The sequence below is a fragment of the Bdellovibrio sp. CKG001 genome (assembly GCF_055397465.1).
In genome coordinates, this window is sequence record NZ_AP029173.1 from 1 (window position 1) to 19902 (window position 19902).

General features: G+C 46.6%; 19 protein-coding genes. 11 read left to right on the forward strand and 8 right to left on the reverse strand.

Annotated elements, in window-relative coordinates; genetic code table 11:
* The first annotated feature begins 100 nt into the window (after positions 1-100).
* The 10 genes from dnaA to ACZ50P_RS00050 all read left to right on the forward strand — a co-directional run bounded on the left by dnaA (position 101) and on the right by ACZ50P_RS00050 (position 11403).
* Positions 101-1516: a chromosomal replication initiator protein DnaA gene (gene dnaA, locus ACZ50P_RS00005; RefSeq protein WP_464119149.1), complete on the forward strand. Its 1416-nt coding sequence runs from the start codon at positions 101-103 to the stop codon at positions 1514-1516.
* 232 nt (positions 1517-1748) lie between these two features.
* Entirely contained in the window at positions 1749-2855 is a 1107-nt protein-coding gene (dnaN, locus tag ACZ50P_RS00010; protein ID WP_464119151.1) for a DNA polymerase III subunit beta, read from the forward strand.
* Positions 2855-3979 (forward strand): DNA replication/repair protein RecF, encoded by a 1125-nt coding sequence (recF, locus tag ACZ50P_RS00015; protein ID WP_464119153.1) that lies wholly within the window; start codon positions 2855-2857, stop codon positions 3977-3979. Before dnaN ends, recF begins: the two co-directional genes overlap by 1 nt.
* 87 nt (positions 3980-4066) lie before the next feature.
* The gene (gene gyrB / locus ACZ50P_RS00020) at positions 4067-6487 is read left to right on the forward strand and encodes a DNA topoisomerase (ATP-hydrolyzing) subunit B (protein ID WP_464132610.1); all 2421 of its coding nucleotides are present in this window, start codon (positions 4067-4069) and stop codon (positions 6485-6487) included.
* A 22-nt stretch (positions 6488-6509) separates the two neighbouring features.
* A complete protein-coding gene (gene gyrA / locus ACZ50P_RS00025) occupies positions 6510-8990 on the forward strand; it encodes a DNA gyrase subunit A (RefSeq protein ID WP_464132613.1) in 2481 nt (826 codons plus the stop codon).
* A gap of 1 nt (position 8991) precedes the next feature.
* Entirely contained in the window at positions 8992-9789 is a 798-nt protein-coding gene (locus ACZ50P_RS00030) for a tetratricopeptide repeat protein (RefSeq protein ID WP_464119159.1), read from the forward strand.
* On the forward strand, positions 9789-10025 hold the full coding sequence (locus ACZ50P_RS00035; RefSeq protein WP_464119160.1) for an AtpZ/AtpI family protein: 237 nt from the start codon (positions 9789-9791) through the stop codon (positions 10023-10025). The genes ACZ50P_RS00030 and ACZ50P_RS00035 overlap by 1 nt, the downstream gene beginning before the upstream one ends.
* Positions 10022-10378, forward strand: coding sequence for a hypothetical protein (locus ACZ50P_RS00040; protein WP_464119162.1), 357 nt, complete (start codon positions 10022-10024; stop codon positions 10376-10378). Before ACZ50P_RS00035 ends, ACZ50P_RS00040 begins: the two co-directional genes overlap by 4 nt.
* Positions 10368-11057, forward strand: a complete 690-nt coding sequence (gene atpB / locus ACZ50P_RS00045) for a F0F1 ATP synthase subunit A (RefSeq protein WP_464119164.1) — start codon at positions 10368-10370, stop codon at positions 11055-11057. The genes ACZ50P_RS00040 and atpB overlap by 11 nt, the downstream gene beginning before the upstream one ends.
* Positions 11058-11088: 31 nt before the next feature.
* Complete coding sequence (locus tag ACZ50P_RS00050; protein ID WP_464119165.1) at positions 11089-11403, forward strand: ATP synthase F0 subunit C; 315 nt, start codon at positions 11089-11091, stop codon at positions 11401-11403.
* Between the two features lie 101 nt (positions 11404-11504).
* On the opposite strand, the gene ACZ50P_RS00055 is transcribed toward ACZ50P_RS00050, so the two are convergent.
* Positions 11505-12437, reverse strand: coding sequence for a hypothetical protein (locus ACZ50P_RS00055; RefSeq protein ID WP_464132614.1), 933 nt, complete (start codon positions 12435-12437; stop codon positions 11505-11507).
* Between the two features lie 145 nt (positions 12438-12582).
* On the opposite strand from ACZ50P_RS00055, the gene ACZ50P_RS00060 reads away from it, so the two are divergent.
* A complete protein-coding gene (locus ACZ50P_RS00060; RefSeq protein WP_464132617.1) occupies positions 12583-13029 on the forward strand; it encodes a hypothetical protein in 447 nt (148 codons plus the stop codon).
* A gap of 37 nt (positions 13030-13066) precedes the next feature.
* Here the strand turns inward: ACZ50P_RS00060 and ACZ50P_RS00065 are convergent, their stop codons facing one another.
* The 7 genes from ACZ50P_RS00065 to ACZ50P_RS00095 form a co-directional block, all read right to left on the reverse strand.
* Positions 13067-14434, reverse strand: coding sequence for a phosphomannomutase/phosphoglucomutase (locus tag ACZ50P_RS00065; RefSeq protein ID WP_464132619.1), 1368 nt, complete (start codon positions 14432-14434; stop codon positions 13067-13069).
* 47 nt (positions 14435-14481) lie between these two features.
* On the reverse strand, positions 14482-15432 hold the full coding sequence (locus ACZ50P_RS00070; RefSeq protein ID WP_464132622.1) for a 4-hydroxythreonine-4-phosphate dehydrogenase PdxA: 951 nt from the start codon (positions 15430-15432) through the stop codon (positions 14482-14484).
* Entirely contained in the window at positions 15425-16369 is a 945-nt protein-coding gene (locus ACZ50P_RS00075; protein ID WP_464119174.1) for a peptidylprolyl isomerase, read from the reverse strand. The genes ACZ50P_RS00070 and ACZ50P_RS00075 overlap by 8 nt, the downstream gene beginning before the upstream one ends.
* Complete coding sequence (locus tag ACZ50P_RS00080; RefSeq protein ID WP_464132623.1) at positions 16362-17330, reverse strand: peptidylprolyl isomerase; 969 nt, start codon at positions 17328-17330, stop codon at positions 16362-16364. The genes ACZ50P_RS00075 and ACZ50P_RS00080 overlap by 8 nt, the downstream gene beginning before the upstream one ends.
* A gap of 12 nt (positions 17331-17342) precedes the next feature.
* A complete protein-coding gene (locus ACZ50P_RS00085) occupies positions 17343-18152 on the reverse strand; it encodes a peptidylprolyl isomerase (RefSeq protein WP_464119177.1) in 810 nt (269 codons plus the stop codon).
* A 103-nt stretch (positions 18153-18255) separates the two neighbouring features.
* Positions 18256-18789: a lysophospholipid acyltransferase family protein gene (locus tag ACZ50P_RS00090; protein ID WP_464132625.1), complete on the reverse strand. Its 534-nt coding sequence runs from the start codon at positions 18787-18789 to the stop codon at positions 18256-18258.
* Positions 18790-18923: 134 nt separating this feature from the next.
* Positions 18924-19892: an electron transfer flavoprotein subunit alpha/FixB family protein gene (locus ACZ50P_RS00095; protein WP_464119180.1), complete on the reverse strand. Its 969-nt coding sequence runs from the start codon at positions 19890-19892 to the stop codon at positions 18924-18926.
* Positions 19893-19902 lie beyond the last annotated feature (10 nt).

The following is a 19902-nucleotide window of genomic DNA, read 5'->3' on the forward strand; positions in this document are numbered from 1 at the left end:
GATACGTGGGGCATTAATAAAGCACAATGCGGCAATAAGGTCAACTGTTGAAAACTTCAGCTCCCCTTGTTAAGAGGACCCGGTACTTGAGGGGAATCACGTGGAATTAAACTCGTCTTTTTGGACACTTATCAAAACCAAGATGAAAAGCAGGAACGACAATAACAAGTTGTTGGATACCTGGCTGGACCCTATTGAGTACGTAAGCACTACGGGGCCAAGCGAACGCCCTCGCCTAGTCCTTGGAGTGCCTAATGCCCTTCACCAGTACTTCGTGATTGAGAACCTTCAGGATAAGATTTATACAGAGATTTCAGATACTTATGGAAAACCCTTTGAAGTCGAGTTCAGTATTACGGGGAACAAAATAAATTCTCATATTGAGACATCCTCCACCCCGGACGAACTTTTAAGTGGGTCTGAGATCCTCCAAGCACAATTGGCGCGTGCTCAGAATATCCAGCCTACTCAACCAAGGTCTAGTACGGATAGTCTCAATTCAGATCTGACATTCTCTACCTTTGTCGTGGGGAAAAACTCAGAATTTGCCCATGCCGCCTGTTTTAACGTCGCCCGTAATCCGGGGGCCGATGATTATAACCCACTCTATATATATGGACCTGTGGGAATGGGTAAAACCCACTTACTGCATGCTGCGGGAAATCATATTCGCGAACAATATCCGCAACTTAGAATTACATACATCTCGGCTGAACGCTTTATGAATGAGTGTATTTCAGCCATCCGCCGCCATGAAATGGATAAGTTCCGCCAAAAATACCGCGAGAACTCCGACATCCTTCTGGTCGACGACGTGCAGTTTATTGCTCGTGGTGAGGCTGTCCAGGAAGAGTTTTTCCACACAGTGAACAGTTTTATCGACAGCCGTAAGCAGGTCATCTTGGCCAGCGACCGGATGCCTAAAGATATCCACGGCCTGGAAGACCGCAGCCGCACCCGTTTGGAGCGTGGGTTGATCGCAGACATCACCATGCCGGATCTGGAAACGCGTATTGCCATCCTTCGCTACAAGGCCGAAAAGTTCAATGTGCGCCTTCCTGAAGACGTCGTGAACTACATAGCCAGAATATCCAAACGCTCGATCAGAGAGTTGGAAGGCAATCTAAAAAAAGTAAAGATGTTCTCTGAGCTCCAGGGTCTTCCGATTGATTATGACTTGGTGAAGCGCATTCTATCTCACCACGAAACTCAATCCACTATTTCTGTGGAAGAGATCATGAAGCTGGTCGCTGACCACTTTAAGGTGCGTGTTTTGGATCTAAAATCTTCCACCCGAGCGAAGCCGATTGTCGTTCCACGTCAAATCGCGATGTATCTGATTAAGAAGTTCCTGGATAAATCATTGGTGGATATCGGGAAGTCTTTTGGTGGTAAAGATCATACAACTGTGATGAATGCTCTGGAACGGGTTAAGAATCTACAAGCAGCGGACCAGGATATTGCCAAGGATATCGAAGATTTAGAACAGCGTATCCACAATATCACAGGGGTGTGAATGTGGACTGTGGAAAGAGTTGTGGAAGAGTTTGGGGCTTAAAATGTGGATCAAAGTTACCCCCAAAAAAGGCTCAAAAACTGCAAAGTTGTACAGGGTCTTTATCCACAAATGTTTTTTAGTGTTTACATGCACTTAGGGGATTTGTTAGGTTTTCCACGCCCCTACTACTACTACTAGATATTTATATATATAGAATTAGATAATAAGAGCGTTCAAAAGAGGGTCTTTCATGAAATTAGAAATTGATAAGCGAGATCTGTTAAGCCTTATCGGAAAAACTCAGAACATTGTTGAGAAACGCAACACAATGCCAATCTTGATCAATGTTTTGCTGGAAGCAGACCAAAACACGTTGAAGGTTTTTGCCACAGATCTGGAAGTCAGCCTGACAGACCAAATCAAAGTTCAAGTTCATCAACCAGGCAAAGTCGCCGTCAGTGCAAAAAGTTTATTCGATATTGCCAAAGAACTTTCTGAAGGCCCTATCACTCTGATTAAAAAAGAAAATAACTGGCTGGAGATCAAACAAGGGAAGTACACATCCAAGATTGTGGGTATCTCTGCTGAAGAATATCCAATCTTCCCAACTTACAACTCTCAGGCTTTTATTAAAATTGATGCACAAGTTTTGAAAGAGATGATTGATAAAACAATCTACTCCGTTTCCACAGACGAAACTCGCTATCACCTGAATGGTGTTTTCTTTGAGCTCAATCCACAGTCTGGATTCAAAATGGTGGCAACTGACGGTCACCGTATGAGTTTGGTGAATAAACCATCCTCAGAAATCAAAGTGAATGCGACTCAAGGTGTGATCATTCCACGCAAAGGTCTTCATGAAATTAAGAAAATTCTTGAAAGCATCGAAGGCACTGTGGAAATAGCTGTGGAAGGCTCCCAATTCGTATTGAAACATTCATCAACAATTCTGATGATTCGTTTGATCGAAGGAAAGTACCCGAATTATCAACAGTTTATTCCACAGAAGCTTCCGCAAAAAGTGATGATAAGCCGTGATGCATTCCTGACTTCACTGAAACGCGTTTCTTTGTTGGCAAATCAAAAGTCCAAAGCGGTGTTGTTGAATCTATCCAACGGTCGTATGGAAATTTCTTCCAACAATCCAGAGCTGGGTGATGCGAAAGAGGAAATCGAAGTGGATTACGCAGGTAATGAAATCAAAATTGGTTTCAATGCCAAGTACATCACCGACATCCTGACAAGTATGAACCAGGATAAGATTGATTTTGAGCTGAACGATCACCTGTCCCCTGGTTTGATGAGACCTCACAACGATCAGACTTACACCTGCGTTGTGATGCCGATGAGAATCTAATGATCTTCGAACGACTGCGTCTGGTTAATTTCCGAAATTATCGGGACGTGGTCTTGTCCTTTTCTCCTCGAGTGAATGTCTTCCTCGGGGAAAACGGACAAGGGAAAACAAATCTCCTTGAGGCGATGTACATGATCTCTCAAGGGGACTCCTTCCGCTACTCTGACAATTCCACTTTGATTAATTCCCAGTACAGCGAATCCGTCATCCAGGCGCTGATCAGTCAAAATGAACTTCACTACAAACTGAAGATGGGACTTTCAAAAAGTCGCAAGGTCCTGACGTTAAACGAAAAACGTGTGAACTCGGCCGATGTTCGAAAAATCTTCGCTAGTGTTGTGTTTAGTCCGGAAAGTCTGGCTTCAATCAAAGAAGGGGCTGATCATCGCCGTGAATTGGTGGATGAACTGCTCGTCACTTTTGACCGCCGAAATGTGAGTTTGATTGCGGATTATCGAAAAGCCCTGAAAACGCGCAACAAGATCCTTAAGAACTTTTTAGAGGGCTTACAGGACAAAACGGTCACGGAAGGACTTTTGGAGTCCCTGGAGCCCCAATTTGTGCGTTTAGCGACCGATTTGACCCATGCCCGCATCACTGCTTTGGCAGGACTCTCCAAAGAGTTTAATAATGCCATGCAATACATTTCCGGTAACATGAATGTGGATATCTCGGTGGAATACCTGATTTCCGATCAAAACGCGGTGAGTTTTACACGAGAAGAAGTCGAAAATGCGCTCACCAAACGTCTGCGTGAACTGCATGATGCGGAGCTCTCAAGCGGGACAAGTTTGGTCGGTCCACATAAGCACGATATTGTGTTCCTATATGGGCAAAAAGACTCACGATTTTTCTGTAGCCAGGGGCAGCAGAGAGCGATCATTCTTTCTTTCAAAATGGCCCAAATTGTGTATCATAGGAAGGCTCACGGGACCTATCCTGTGCTGATGTTGGATGACGTACTTTCCGAGCTCGATAAAGCCAAAAGAGATGCACTGATTACGTTCTTACACGAGATCAATACGCAGATTTTTGTGACGACCACGGATTTCACGTTACCCGACTCTTTCAGCCTCGATCAGCTTTCCGTTGTGCGCATCAAGGATGGTCATATCCTTGAGTAGATCCTTTCGGTTTCTAAACCGGAAGCGAATGATGAACGCGACTTCTTCGAGAGTGTCGAAGGGTATGCAAAGCAATGAGGGGTTCCAGTGTCAGTAGAAGAACAAAAATCCTATTCGGCCGATTCAATTCAGGTTCTTGAAGGTCTTGAAGCAGTTCGTAAGCGTCCCGGGATGTATATCGGGGATACCGCTTTCAAAGGTTATCACCACCTTGTGTATGAGATTGTGGATAACTCGGTAGACGAACATTTGGCTGGCTACTGCAAAAAAATCAGTGTGTCCATCAATGCCGATGAATCCATCACCGTTGAAGACGACGGTCGTGGTATTCCGGTCGCGACTCAAACACAAACTGGTAAATCCGCTCTGGAACTGGTTATGACCGTTTTGCACGCTGGTGGTAAATTCGACGGCGGTGGTTATAAAGTTTCCGGCGGTCTGCACGGGGTTGGTGCTTCAGTTGTGAATGCACTATCTGACCGTGTGTCAGTTGAAGTTCAGCGCGATGGACACTTCTGGAGACAAAACTACGAGCGTGGAAAAATTCTGGCTCCTGTAGCAAAAGGTGAAGTCACAACAAAAACCGGAACGAAAGTAACTTTCAAACCGGATCGCACCATCTTCAAAGACGAAACTCTCAGTTACGATTTCACCACTCTTGCCAACCGTTTCCGTGAACTGGCTTTCTTGAATGCGGGCCTGCATATCTCTTTGACCGACGAACGCAACGGCAAAAAACAGGACTTCCAGTATTCCGAAGGTGTGGCTGAATTCGTAAAGTACATGAATCAGTCCAAAAAATCCCTGCACAACGAAGTGATTTACTTCAAGGGCGAAAAAGACAATGTCGATGTGGAAATCGCCATGCAGTGGAATGATTCCTACTCTGAATCCATTTTCACTTATTGCAACAACATCAACACGCATGAAGGTGGTACTCACCTGGTCGGCTTCCGTGCCGCATTGACTCGTACAACGAATGCGTATGCGACTGAAAAAAATCTTCTGAAAGATCTGAAAGCCAACCTTGAGGGTGAGGACATCCGTGAAGGTTTGGCGGCTGTGATCTCTGTCAAAGTTCGTGAACCTCAGTTCGAAGGTCAGACAAAAACCAAACTGGGTAATGCCGAAGTTAAGGGTATTGTCGAGACGATGGTAAATGAAAAGCTTGCGGACTGGATGGATCGCAATCCATCCGTGGCAAAAAATATCATCGGCAAGTGTGTGGAATCAGCTCGTGCCCGTGAAGCTGCCAGAAAAGCCCGCGATCTGACTCGTCGTAAAACTGTTTTGGATGGCGGATCCCTGCCAGGGAAAATGGCTGACTGTCAGGAACGTGATCCGGCTCTTTGTGAACTGTACCTGGTGGAGGGTGACTCCGCAGGTGGTTCCGCGAAGCAAGGACGTGACCGTCGCACTCAGGCGATCTTGCCGTTGAAGGGTAAAATCCTGAACGTCGAAAAAGCACGTTTCGATAAAATCATTTCTTCGGAAGAGATCAAAGTTATTATCTCTGCTTTGGGAACCGGTATCGGCAAAGACAACGTGAACGTGGATAAAATCCGCTATCACAAAATCATCATCATGACCGATGCCGACGTCGATGGATCACACATCATGACGTTGCTTCTGACCTTCTTCTATCGCCAGATGCCGTTGGTGCTTGAGCGTGGTTATGTGTATATCGCCCAGCCACCTCTGTACCGCGCGAAAAAAGGCAAAGAGGAAACTTACCTGAAAAATGAAGCGGCTTTGACGGAATATCTTCTTAGCTCCGGTCTTGGAAACTTCAAAATCAAAGGTAAAGAGTCCCTGCCGGAAACAGAACTGCGTCAGTTGATCCTGAATATCCAGCGCTTCAATGATCTACTGCGTGTTTCCTCTAAGAAATACGACAAGGACGTTTTGTACTTCCTGTTGAGTAAAGTATCTGACTTTGAAAAAACCTTCACAGATGCCAAAAAGATTGAACAGGTTCTTACAGACCTGGGTGCCTGGGTTAACTCTGATCAGACACTGGGTATTACCGAATACAAAGGCGAAGTTAAAACAGAAGCTGAAACCGGCAAAATCTATGCTGACATCTACACCGTTCGTTATGCTGACCGCATGACGACGAAATTCAGCACGGACAATCTGCGTTCTTCTGAAATCATCGAGCTTAGAAAAATCTGGTCTGATATTCAGGCGATCAGCACTCTGCCTTTGACCATTCTTGAAGGTGAAAACGAAGTTCAGTTTGAGAACTACAACGACTTCTACACTCACGTGATGGAATCCACGAAAAAAGGAATCTACATCCAGCGCTATAAAGGATTGGGAGAGATGAATCCGGAGCAGTTGTGGGAAACCACTCTGAACAAGGAAAACAGAACTCTTCTGAAAGTGACTATCGACGATGCTGTTGCCGCCGACGAAACCTTCTCCATCCTAATGGGTGAAATGGTTGAACCTCGTCGTCAATTCATCCACGACAACGCATTGTTGGCACGAAGCCTGGACGTTTAATTTTTAAGGGATTTGAAATTTTATGGAAAATAATCAAGAAGAAAAAGGCGTCACGTTAGTTGATATCAGTAAGGAGATGCGCGGAGCTTATCTGCAGTACTCCATGTCCGTGATCGTGGGCCGTGCGCTTCCCGACGTGCGTGACGGTTTGAAACCGGTTCACCGCCGTGTTTTGTTTGCTCAAAGTGAAATGAACAACCGCCACAACAGACCGTATTTGAAGTCGGCCCGTGTGGTGGGTGACGTGATCGGTAAATATCACCCTCACGGTGATGCGTCTGTGTACGATACCATGGTTCGTATGGCTCAGGACTTCTCTTTGCGCTACCCGCTTGAGGATGGTCAGGGGAACTTTGGTTCCATCGACGGTGATAGCCCGGCAGCCATGCGTTACACTGAGATCCGTCTGACGGCTTTGGCAGAGGAGCTTCTGAACGACCTGGAAAAAGAAACTGTCTCTTACGGTCCGAACTACGATGACTCTTTGTTGATTCCGACGGTTCTTCCGTCCAAATTCCCAAATCTTTTGGTGAACGGTTCAGCGGGTATCGCGGTGGGTATGGCGACCAACATTCCTCCGCACAACCTGGGTGAGGTTATTGATGGATGTATCCACCTGATCAACAACCCGGACTGTCAGATTGAAGATCTTATGCAACACATTAAGGGTCCGGACTTCCCGACTTCTGGTGTGATTGCCGGCCGTGAAGGTATCTTGCAGGCTTATAAAAAAGGCCGCGGTATTATCACAATCAAAGCGGTGGCAGAAATTGTTCAGGTTAAAGACCGTGAAGAGATCGTGATCACCGAGATCCCGTATCAGGTGAATAAAGCCAAACTGATTGAAAGTATGGCGGACCTGGTTCGTGACAAACAAATCGAAGGCATTTCGGACATCCGTGATGAGTCTTCGCGTGAAGGTATGCGTATCGTGGTTGTTCTGAAACGCGGTGAAAACGCCAGCGTGATCCTGAACAGACTTTATAAGTTTACTCAAATGCAGACGAGCTTCGGTATTATCATGCTGGCTCTGGATGCGAAAAACCAACCCGTGACTTTCGATTTGAAAGGCATGCTGGAAGCGTTCGTTGATCACCGCCGTGACGTCGTCACCAAACGTTGTATCTTCGAACTGAAAAAAGCCCAGGAGCGCGCCCATATCCTGGAAGGTCTGAAAAAAGCCCTGGATCACATCGAAGAAGTAATCAAAACCATCCGAGCATCCAAAGAAGCCAACACGGCTCGTGAAGCCCTGATGGAAAAATTCGACTTCTCTGAAAGACAAGCCGTAGCAATCCTGGAAATGCGTTTGCAGCGCCTGACAGGTTTGGAACGCGATAAGATCATCGCTGAACTGGCTGAGTTGATGAAACAAATCGACTGGTTGAAGTTTGTACTTTCTGATGTTCGTGAGATTTACAAAATCATCGTCGGCGAACTGGAAGACCTGAAAAAACGTTATGCCGATCCAAGACGCACCCAAATCACGGGTGACCTGAGTGATCTGGAAGATGAAGACCTGATTGCCGACGAACAAATGGTTGTGACTGTGACCAACACAGGCCTGATCAAACGTATCCCGGTTGAAGAATACCGCGTGCAAAAACGTGGCGGTAAAGGTCTTAAAGGCATGGAGACCAAAGAAGAAGACTACGTAACGGACATCTTCTCTGCGAGCACCAAAACCATGCTGCTGGTCTTCACTGACAAAGGTAAAGTTTACTGGTGTAAAGTTCACCGTCTGCCTCTGGGCACCAGAACTTCCAAAGGGAAGTCTTTGGCCAACGTGGTTCAGCTTTCCAATGGTGAAAGCGTTCGTGCGATTCTGCCGGTGAATGAGTTCAGTGAAAGTAAATACGTGGTGATGCTGACGGAAAAAGGTGTGATCAAGAAAACATCTTTGGATGCCTTCTCCAACCCAAGAACAGCCGGCGTGATTGCGCTGACGACCGATCTGGATGACGCGATTATCGATGTGAAAATTTCTGACGGTCAGAGTGATATCTTCATTGCGACCAAAGAAGGTATGTCCATCCGCTTCAACGAAGCTGATGTGCGTGGTATGGGCCGTACCGCCCGCGGCGTGAAAGCGATCACTCTTGCAAAAGACGACATCGTGGTGGCGATGGAAGTTCTTGAAAAGAACACCAAAGACACTATTTTGATGGTGACCTCCAAAGGTTATGGAAAACGCTCCGAAGTGGCCGAGTACCGTATTCAGTCTCGTGGTGGCGTGGGTATTATCACTCAGAAAACCACAGACAAAGTCGGTGTTGTTATCGGCACCAAAAAAGTGGCCGACAACATGGAGCTTATCCTTTCTACAGACAAGGGGCAGGTTATCCGCATGAAGGTGACTGATATCTCTGTTCTTGGTCGTAACACTCAAGGTGTCCGCCTGATCAACATTGATGAGAAGGAAGAGACCGTAACCGGTGTTGCCGTTGTAGCGGAGGATGAATCTGCGGCTGAAGAAACAGCTCCAGAGGGAGTCACTCACTAAAATGATCAGAGCCTTGCTGGTTGCCCTAGTTTTGGCTCTGTCCGCCTGCTCTTCCCAGGAAGAAGCAGACTTTAAACAAGCGCAAAAATCCATATCCCAGGGACATTATCGAATTGCCCTGGGGTACTTGGATCAAGTCATTAAAAGAGACGCTCCCAGCAAATACCCACTGGAGGCGGCTCGCGAAGCCGCCCGAATTTCCTATTTTGAAATCAAGGACTTTAAAAAGGCCGTCGCTTATCACCATTATATTGTGCTGAATTCCACTGACGAAAAAGAACGGCTGGAATCCCAAAGACAGATTGCTTCGATCTACTTCAATAACCTTCAGGATTATCAGGCATCCATTATTGAGTTCAGTAAGTTGCAGCAGATGCCTCACACGGATCTGGAGGCTGCTCAATATAAAATGAACATCGCGCGGGCACAGTACTACCTGAACAACTTCTTTCAGGCCGAGTCGGAGATTGATTCTCTTTTGAAGCTTAAAAGTGACGACAATATCCGTTTTAGCGCGATGATGTTAAAAGGGAATATTCTGGTTGCGAAGAAAGACTTTAAGAACGCCGCAGTGATCTTTAAGGATCTGATTGATGACTATCCTGACAAAGCCGTGCAGGAGAATGTCGCATTGACCCTGGCGGTTTGTTACGAAGAGAATCTTGATTTCAAGAGTGCGATTGCCGTTTTGGAAGAACATCGAGGGAAATACAATCCTCCGGAGTATATTGAACTGCGAATCAAGCGCCTTCAGGAACGTATGAAGAATGCCCCCGGCGCGAAAGGCTTCAGGAAGTAATGAAAAAGTATATAATCTTTGCATCCATCGGCTTTGAGCTTGTCGGTTTGATTCTGGGATGTTTTTACCTTGGGCAATACCTTGATCAGAAATATCAAACCAAGGGCCTAATCTTTGCCGGATTAAGCCTGGCCAGTTTGGTGGGCTGGTTGTGGAGGGTCATCTGGTTGCTGCAAAGAATGCAGAAACAAGATGAGAAAGAATCAGAATCCAAGAAACCACCCGGAACGCCATGAAATTTGTTCTTACCATTCAAGCCCTTCTTATCCTCCTAGGAGGCCTTCTTTTAGGGCTTTTTGCTGCGCCACAACACAATTATTCCTTCATTTCCGGTAGCTTGGTCATTTTTCTGAGCTTCTTTCTGGCGGGAATTGCCTGGGTCTTGATCTTCAATAAGAAATTGGTTGCCCTAGCCATCGGGATCATTGTATTTAAGTACGCGATTTTAGGGATTATTATCTTTAAGCTTGTTGCCTTGCCGTGGTTCGATACCTTGTGGTTCGCTCTCGGTGTTGCAAGTTTTATTCTTTCAGCACTCGCTTACGCGACGAAAGAAGCCTTAAGAGAAGGAAAAGAAGATGTCATTTAACTGGACACAACTGGCTCCTGGAGTAGGTCACGAATACGCACACGTTGCTACTTTGGGTATCGCAACTGTTGCAGCGTTTGGAATTGGTTTGATGGCAAGAGCTTCACTTGGAAAAGGTGAAACTGCTGTTATGCCTGCGAGTAAGTTCTCTCTTCGTGGGATCTTCGAACTTCTAACTGAAATGACATCAGGCCTGGCTGAGATGGTTATCGGTGAACACGGTAAGCACTACATCCCGTTCTTCGCTTCCGTCTTCTTCTTCATCTTGTTCAACAACTTGTTGGGTATGATTCCGGGTATGACTCCTGCGACAGAGAACATGAACACCACTTTCGGATTCGGTGTTTTGATGTTCTTGTTCTATAACTTCCAAGGTGTGAAAGAAAACGGCCCTGTGGCTTATCTTAAACACTTCATGGGTCCGGTTATTTTCCTGGCGCCATTGATGTTCGTGATCGAGATCGTGTCTCACGTTGTTCGTCCGTTCTCTTTGGGTCTTCGTCTTGCGAACGTTATGATGGGTGACCACACGGTTCTTTCCGTGTTCCTGGATCTGGTACCAATCGGTGTACCAATTCCATTCTACATCATGGGATTGTTCGTTTGTTTTGTTCAGGCTTTTGTATTTACTTTGCTTTCAATGGTCTACGTGGCATTCGCGATTGCACACGATCACTAAAAGGCAAAATTTTAAACCATAAGGAGTTCACATGAAAAAAATGATCATCGCAGCTATCACTTTGCTTGCTTCTTCCGCTTTCGCTCAAGACGCAGCTGTTGCTGTAACTGAAACTGTTGTTGCTAACGCAGACCGCGGTCTTGTTGCTATCGCAGCAGCTATCGCTATCTCTTTGTCTGTTTTCGCGGGCGCTATGGCTCAAGGTAAAACAGCTTCCACAGCTTTGGAAGGTATCGCTCGTAACCCAGCGGCTTCTGGTAAGCTTTTGATCCCAATGATCTTGGGTCTAGCTCTTATCGAATCCCTAGTTATCTACGCATTGATCATCGCTTTGGGCTTGAAATAATTCAGGCTTGATCTCTTGATCAAGAAGGCCGGTTAAACGGTCTTTAGAAACCCACAACTTTCATCGGTTGTGGGTTTTTTATTTTCAAAATATGAATCCCTCTAGTTCGACTCTTCCAGGGGTTTTTTAAGACCGGTGCTCTCGTAAACCTTCACACTTTCTTTTTTTAAAAGATCCGCTTGAGTGCAAACGTCAGATAGCTCTTTAAGAAGAGCCTGGTCCTGACTATTTAAAGTCTTCGCCAAATCAACACAATCCTCCAGAACAAGGCGCAAAGACTGCTGAGCCTTTTGTGAAGTGTTGAAGACATACCGGTCGCTTCTTTCAATATCTTTGTGGCCGAAGCCATGCGGCCCGTGTGAGACATAGTAACTACGCAGAAGTTTTTCAATTGTGGTTTCTTCAAGACTGGCCGAACGCTCGAAGAACACCTGCATCTTTGCAAACAACACAAAGCTCTGAATGGTTCTGCGCTTGTGGTCTTCGTCGCGATACTGACCCATGTTGCGATAAATCTCTTTGGCTTCAAAAAAGTCTTCCTGTGCGTCTTCGGTGTGCATCAGATGAAGGGACTCGCGGGTGTTGTCAGTCATCATGCGGGCTCGGTCAAAAAGATAGTGAGCGTATTCATGAATGACGGTCCAGTCATCAGTGCTTTCAATCAAGAGGATGGTGGGTTTTTCAACTCCATAGGCGTAGTTGGACTCGGTCATGTAAAGACCGATGGCGCCTTCGGAAAATACTTTTAGGAACTTCTTGGGAATCATATCCTCAGTGGCGTAAGGTAAAAAAGGAACAGTCACGGGAAGATCTTCTGTATCTTTCACTCGATAAACGTCAATGCCCTGAGATTGTATATAGTCGATCTTCTGCCTCAGATTCATGCTTAGCATGGGTGTGAGCAGATTTAGTTGGATCTGCTTTTCGAAGTCCAAAGTGGTGCAATCCCGGCAGTCCGCCAAGGCCACGGAAGTTGATAGCAGCAATGAAAGAACAGCGGCGCCAAGAATTTTTGTGTGTCGAATCAGACTCATAGTCGCACCTCGGGGATATTGAGTTGCAAAGCTTATGACATCTCAGAGGCTCTAGATTACAGAGGAGACACACCAGGTGTCTAAGACTTTGACAGGGGACTTTTTCTGTCTTGAGGGGCTTTGCAGGCCTTGTTACTTTTGATCTATGAAGCATTTTGAAAACCGCTGGATCTATGAATTTTTCGAGGAAAAACCTGATGCCATTATCAAATCCATGTTCGGCGGACTGGCCTTGTACTATCAGGGGCAATTGAAGCTTGTGATCATGGAGGATGCTGGAAATGATCTCTATCGCGGAAAGAAGTATCCCTATGATATCTGGAATGGTCTGCTGATCTGCACATCGCGTGAACAGCACCCTGCCCTGCAGGCCCAGTTTCCTTCACTTGTTCTACATCCGGTATTGCCTAAGTGGCTTTATGTGCCCTTCACGTCAGAAAGCTGGGAATCCCTGGCAGATTCCATCATAAAACTTGTTCGTTCCGGAGACCCAAGAATCGGTGTCTGGCCACAGCAAAAGAAAAAAAAGAAAGTCTCTCGCAAGAAGGTTTCGAAAAAGATCTCGACCTCCAGGAAAACAAAAAGAAAATAGACATAAAAAAAGCCGGGCTATTCACCCGGCTCTTTTTTTAAAGATACTTATTTACAATCGCTTCCACACGGCCGCGGATTTTATCCAAGCCTTCCTGCGAAGAAGACTCATAGCGAACCACCACCACAGGCTGGGTATTCGAAGAACGGCACAAAGCCCAACCGTCGGCAAAGCTCAAACGAATGCCATCAGTGAAGTCCACTTTGTAGTCAGCATCCGGAGTGTTCGGGAAAGCTTCGATCATCTTTTGGACGATCAAAACTTTTTTCTCTTCTGTAGTATCGATACGGATTTCAGGTGTGTTGAAAGAAGGTGGCAAGCCTTCCAGAAGTTGTGGAATGGTTTTACCAGTTTTCGCCAGAATCTCTACCAAACGCAAAGCCGCATAAGGAGCATCATCGTAGCCGTAATTGCGATCCGCGAAGAACACGTGGCCTGACATCTCTCCACCGAAAGGTGCTTTTTCAACTTTGATTTTTTCTTTCACCAAAGAGTGACCTGTTTTCCACATGATCGGCTGACCACCGTGTTTTGCAACATCGTGATACAAGCGATCAGAACACTTCACATCGCCGATGATTTTTGCGCCCTTTTGTTCAGCCAAAATCGCGCGGGAGATAATCACCATCAACTCATCACCATAAACCATGCGGCCTGTGTGATCGACGACACCGATGCGGTCCGCATCACCGTCAAAACCAATACCGGCCACAGCGCCTTCTTTCAGAACCTGGGCTTTCAAATCAACAAGGTTTTCTTCCACTGTTGGATCTGGATGATGATTCGGGAAAGTACCATCTGGCTGTTCGAACAAAATGGTTGGGTTCAGACCAACGGCGTTGAAAAGACCTCTTACGACAGAACCACCGGCACCATTTCCGCAGTCCAAAACAACTTTTGTGTCTTTGATTGTGCCAAACTCTTTTGCGTAACGAGCATAGTACATCGGCTTGATGTCGAAGGACTCTTCAGAACCTTTTCCGTCGATGAATTCGCCTTTTTGAATGATGTGCAGAAGTTTCTGGATTTCTGCACCAAAGATAGTGCCCTTACCAACAGAGATTTTAAAGCCGTTGTATTCTGGCGGATTGTGGGAACCGGTCACCTGAACCGCGCCGTCCACTTTCAGTTCGAAAGTGGCAAAATAGCATACGGGAGTTGTTACGAGGCCCAAGTGAATGACTTTAGCTCCAGAGTCCATCAAACCCTTTGCAAGATTTTTGATGATCGCTGGAGAGCTTTCACGGGCATCGCAACCCAAAGCCACTGTCGGGTTGTCGATGTTCTTATTTTGTTTCATGTACACGACATAAGCGCGACCCAGAAGGTAAGCGAAGTTATCGTCGAACTGTCCGTTATAGACACCGCGAATGTCGTATTCTCTAAAAATCACAGGTTGAAACATATATCACCTCAATTATTTCAAGGGCTTAGGAGTATAATTTTTGCGCTCTAGAGTCGAGCTAATTTTACCGCCCAGCGAACGGCATCAATCATCGAATGGGGATTGGCCTTGTTCTGACCGAAAATATCCTTGGCTGTGCCATGGTCCACACTGGTGCGTATGAAAGGGATACCCAGGGTCATATGCACGCCGGAATCCTGTCCGTGGATCATTTTAAAGGGAATAAGTCCCTGGTCATGATAAAGGCAAAGGTATATCGAATATTTGCGCCAATTCGCCGGGAAGAAGGCCGCATCGGGGACCAGAGGCCCTTGAACAGGTATCTTTCTTTCCTTCGCGAAAGAGATCAATTCCGGGAAGAACAAAAGCTCTTCCTGTCCGATCAATCCCTGCTCGCCCGCATGGGGATTCAATCCCAGAATACCGATAGGTTTTTTCGCTTGAGCCGCAGGCAGCTTTTTACGAAGATCATCGGCATTTAAAAGAGCTTCAGCCAGGGTGCTAAAACTTAGGTGTTTTGAAATATCACGAACGGGAATATGGGCGGTGGTCAGCACCACATTGAACTTATCCCCCAAAAAACCCATATGAACATGACGGGTTTTGGAGACACGTTTGAGTATATCTGTATGTCCCAGATCCTTATAGCCAGCCTCTTTGATCGAGGTTTTGGACAGCGGGGCTGTAGCCATGGCCTGCAATTCTTTTCTCAAACAGGCCTTGGCAGATGTTTCCACCCAGTGGGCTGGTGATTCTTCTGAGGCAATGTCGATCAGGTAGGGTCCTGTCACCTTCAGGGCTTCTGAAAGTGAATCCACCACAATGCGCTCAAATTTCCTGTCGATAAGTCTCAAATACTTATCCGGAGCACCCTCAGCTCGCCACATGATGAACTGTGTGTTGGACTGAGGCCCCAGGTGATGCAAAGCCTTGGCTGTGACCTCCAGCCCTATACCATCAGCATCCCCTGTAGTAAGCGCAATTCTTTTTCTACTCATTGATACGAACGAAAGACTCGTCACGTTTGGTTTGCAGCCAGTTCTTCAGCTGACGACGGAAGCTGATCTCCAACAACTGAGATTTGATTCTTTCTTTTGCTGCCTGAAACTTCGGATCTGTTGTCAGCTTTTTCCCTGTCAGTTTCACGATATGAAAGCCCATGCGGGATCTGACAATAGGAGTGGTTTCATTCGCCTTCAGGCTTGAAATCGCTTCTTCAATTTCTGGCAGGAATTCACCGGACTTGAAGGTTCCCAGGGCTCCACCAGAAGAAAAGTTCGGATCTTCACTGTACTGCTGCGCCAGATTTTCAAAGTTGTCACCACTGCGAAGTTTACCCAAAACAGTCTCTGCGCGTTTGATGGCCGCCTCTGCGCCCCCTTTTTTGGGGTTAAAGAAGATGTGGGATACGCTAAATTCATCGATCGAGGGACGATTGTTCGGATTGGATTTCAGATACTCATTTAAGGCGTCTTCATCTGAAATGCGCAGTTTGGAAATGATCTCGGCGTCCATCAAAGAACGTTTTTCAATACTGTCTTTCAGGAATCGACGGTAGTCTTCAAGAGTCACGCCTTGCTGCTTGATCACATTGGCAAGCTCGGCCTCAGAGACGTTATTCTTTTTCGCCATCTCTTTCAGTTCGGAATCCACGCGGTCACTTGTCACCGTCAGGTTCAGGCGCTTGATCTCGGATTGAAGGATCTTTTCATGGATCAGATAATCCAGCTGCGCCTTGCGGTTCCCCTTCAGGCTGGTGACGGGCTTATCAAACAGCAGAGCCTCGTCAACCATGCCGGGCTTGGGAATGCGTTTTTCAAGATCTTTAAAGTCTGATTCCAAAACCAACTCGCTATTGACGATAGCCACAGTTTTTTCCACAACCTCAGCATGACTTGGTGTAGCCACTAGCAAAGCAAAAAGAAGATTAATCATTGGTTCCTCTTGTATCCACTTTAATGGAGTTCATCAATTCGTAGTCCTTTAAGACTTTACTACTTCTGAGCTGAGCATCAAGCCATGCGACGTATTCCGCCTGCTCGCGTTGTGCGCGCAGGGCCCTGATGATTTGTGGTTTGACCTCCTCAAGTGGCAACGTGGAGGCTGCGGCCTTCTTTTCCACGCGAATGAGATGGATTCCGAAGGGACTTTTGATTGTTTGCACTCCGGATCCGGCACTGAACAGGGGATCAAAGTAGTCCACGGTCCCCTTTTCGATCCACCCCACGACGCCGCCTTGTTTGGCATCAGGTGTGATCGAGTATTTTCGAGCCAGCTCCGCGAAGTCCCCGGATTTCAGATCGACCTTGATGGCATCGGCCTTGGCATCTTCATCAACAACAATCTGGCGCAGATAAATGCGTTCTTTGCGTTTGTAGCGGTCTTTGTTGTCTTCATAATAGCGCTTAATCTCTTCTTCTGTGGGCGCCTTGACCTTTTCATTGATCTTTTTAAAGACCTCACGCTCGATCAGAGAATAACGAAGCTCTTCACGCCATTCCGAGAAGGACAGATTTTCCTGCGCCAGGGCCCGTCGGAAGGAAAGATCGTCCGGATAGTTGGCGCGCAGGGTATCGACCTCTTTATCCAGGGTGGCCTCGGAAATCACGATGCTCTGAGCACGGGACCAATCCAGCGTCAGGCTCTTCACCAGGAAATCACGCAGAATTTCTTCTTTGATTCGGTGGATATTGTTCGGGTCTTTGGCGGCCAGAGCATCGAAGTTGCGCAGCCGGCGTGCCAGCTGATTGGCGAACTGTTTTGAGGTCAGAACGTGATCATTCACCTTCTCTACCGGCTTGGTAGAGATCTTCTGATAGCTTGATGGACATCCCGCCAGGGCGAGGCTCATAAAAATAAAAAGCCCCGTCAGTGCGGGGCTCTTATTGATTTTCATCGAATCAAATCCTTATTTTAAAAGACTTTTGTTTTCTTTGATCGGATAAGACTTCTTCATCTTCTCAAAGTAGTCATTGAAGACGTCTTTTCTTTTCTCGTCGTAAACAGCCGCTCTGATCTGGCGTTTGTTCGCGTTCTCATAGCTTCTACGACCCGTCAACTTAATGATGTGGAAGCCAAACTTCGTCTCGATAAGCCCCGTAATCTCACCGACTTTCATGTTGGCAACAGCATCATAGTAGTTCGGAACCAGAGTTATACGAGACTGCCAACCGATGTCACCACCAACTTGCTTGGAAAGCGCATCGTCAGAGTACAACTTCACCAGTTCTTCAAACGGCCTTTTGCTTTTTTTAACTTCGTCATAAATTTCAGTGGCACGTTTCTTCGCTTCTGCAACCTGAGTTGGAGTGGCGCCTGCTTTGAACTCAATCAGGATATGGCTGGTGCGAAGCTCCGGATTTTTAGCGTACCAAGCTTTCATTTCAGCATCAGAAACCTGGATCTTCTGAATTCTTTGGCCGATATCCTTTTCAAGAAGAGCCTTGTACATTTCCTGATCGAAGCGCTCTTGAACGATAGGGTCTTTTTGCAAATTGCGTTTCTCAGCCTCTTGCACACCCATTTCAAAACGAACCAGATCTTCCAGGAATTGTTCCTTGGTTGGAGGATTGATCGTTTGTGACTTCACCTCATTGTACTTTTTATTGAAATCTTCAAGTGTGATGGTTTTTTTACCCACCTGAGCCACGACTTCATTGGATTTCTGAGCGAAAGAGGTCGCAGAGATGAGCAACAAGATGCTGATTACAAGTTTCATACTTTAAAAGTCCCTCTAAAAAGTTGAAGACACACTAGCGCTATTTCCAAATCAAGTGGCGTCATTGCCTCGAAGATCTGAAAGCGAGTTCTACGCTAAAAGGCTAGCACTGAGCATCATTATCCGCAATGAATTTAAGAGCTTGCTGTCTAGCTTGGTGTAAAAGCCCCTCTAACTCTAGAGCAAGGTCTGGGTTTCTTGGATCAACCTCTTTACTCACCGGAGACATGGGGCCAATCCAGTAGATGATCACTTTGGCGAAAGGTTTTGGCAGGAAGGTTTTATTCCACGATTTAGGAAAGTGAATCGCGCGATCGCACGCCACGCCCGCCGCGTAGATCGGACCATGAATCATGCGGGAAAGTTCAAAGACCCCGGGTTTGACTTTGTGTAACGGGCCTTTTGGACCATCCACGGCAAAGCTGCAATTTCCCCCGTCTTTTACCAAACGCAAAAGACCTTTTAATGCCTGCACACCACCGCGTGTGGAAGAACCGCGGCTGGTTCTTGCCCCTAACCATTTCAAGACGGTGGCCATCAGCTCGCCGTCTTTGGATTGCGAAGCAATCGTGGCAATACGATATCTTTTTACGACAGATAAAAGTGCGAGCTCATCTCCGTGAAAGTGCGCTAACACCACCGGCGATGGAGTGGAAGAATCAAGCGAATTTTTCAGGGAATCAGGCTCAATAAGCCGAACCCTCCATGTCCATGAGAGGGTTCGGTAAAAGATGAAAACAATAATCGGAAGAATATATTTTCTAAACACGATTAGTGGTGAAGAGCCTTCTTGAACTCTTCAGTCAGTTTCGGAACGATTTCCAAAGCGTCACCCACGATACCGTAAGTCGCTTTTTGGAAGATTGGCGCATTTGGATCGTTGTTGATCGCAACAATCACTTTGGATCCGCTCATGCCCGCCAAGTGCTGGATCGCGCCGGAAATACCAACCGCGATGTACAAAGTTGGAGCTACAGTTTTACCTGTTTGGCCCACTTGCATACCGTGACCAACCCAACCAGCATCAACAACTGCGCGAGAAGCGCCGACTGTCGCACCCAAAACATCAGCAAGATCATTCAAAACCTTGAAGTTCGCAGCCTCTTTAAGTCCACGACCGCCGGAAACGATGATGTTAGCCTCCGTCAGATCCAACTTTTCGCTGGCGCCTTTGACGATTTCTTTTACCAAAGTTTTCAGATCCACCGCAGCTGCTGCGTGTTCAACCACGCTTGCAGTTTTGGAGGTGTCCACTGCTGCAACTGGAAGTTGGTTTGCACGCATCAAAACAATTTTAGTGGAGCTGTTTTCAAAGTTTACAGTCGCAAAGCACTTACCGGAGTACATAGGCTTAACAGCCGTCACGTTATCACCGGAAATAGTCAAAGATGTGCAATCACTTGCCACACCCACACCCAAGCGAGCTGCTACACGCGGGAAAAGATCTTTCCCTGTAGAAGAAGCAGAAGCCAGGATGATGGAAGGCTGAACCTTCGCGATGATCGCCGCCATGTTTGCAGTGAAGGACTCTGGATTGTAAGCATCCAAAGAGGCGTCTTTTACAACGTGAACTTCAGAAGCTCCATTGTGACCCAAAGCAGCTGTTACATCACCTGCGTGAGAACCGAAAGCCACTGCCACAACCGTGTTACCGGATGCCGCCGCTGCCTGAACCAGTTCTTGAGCGCTGCGTTTGATTTTACCGTTTGTGTGTTCCGCAAAAACTAGAATTTTACCCATGTCGCAAGCT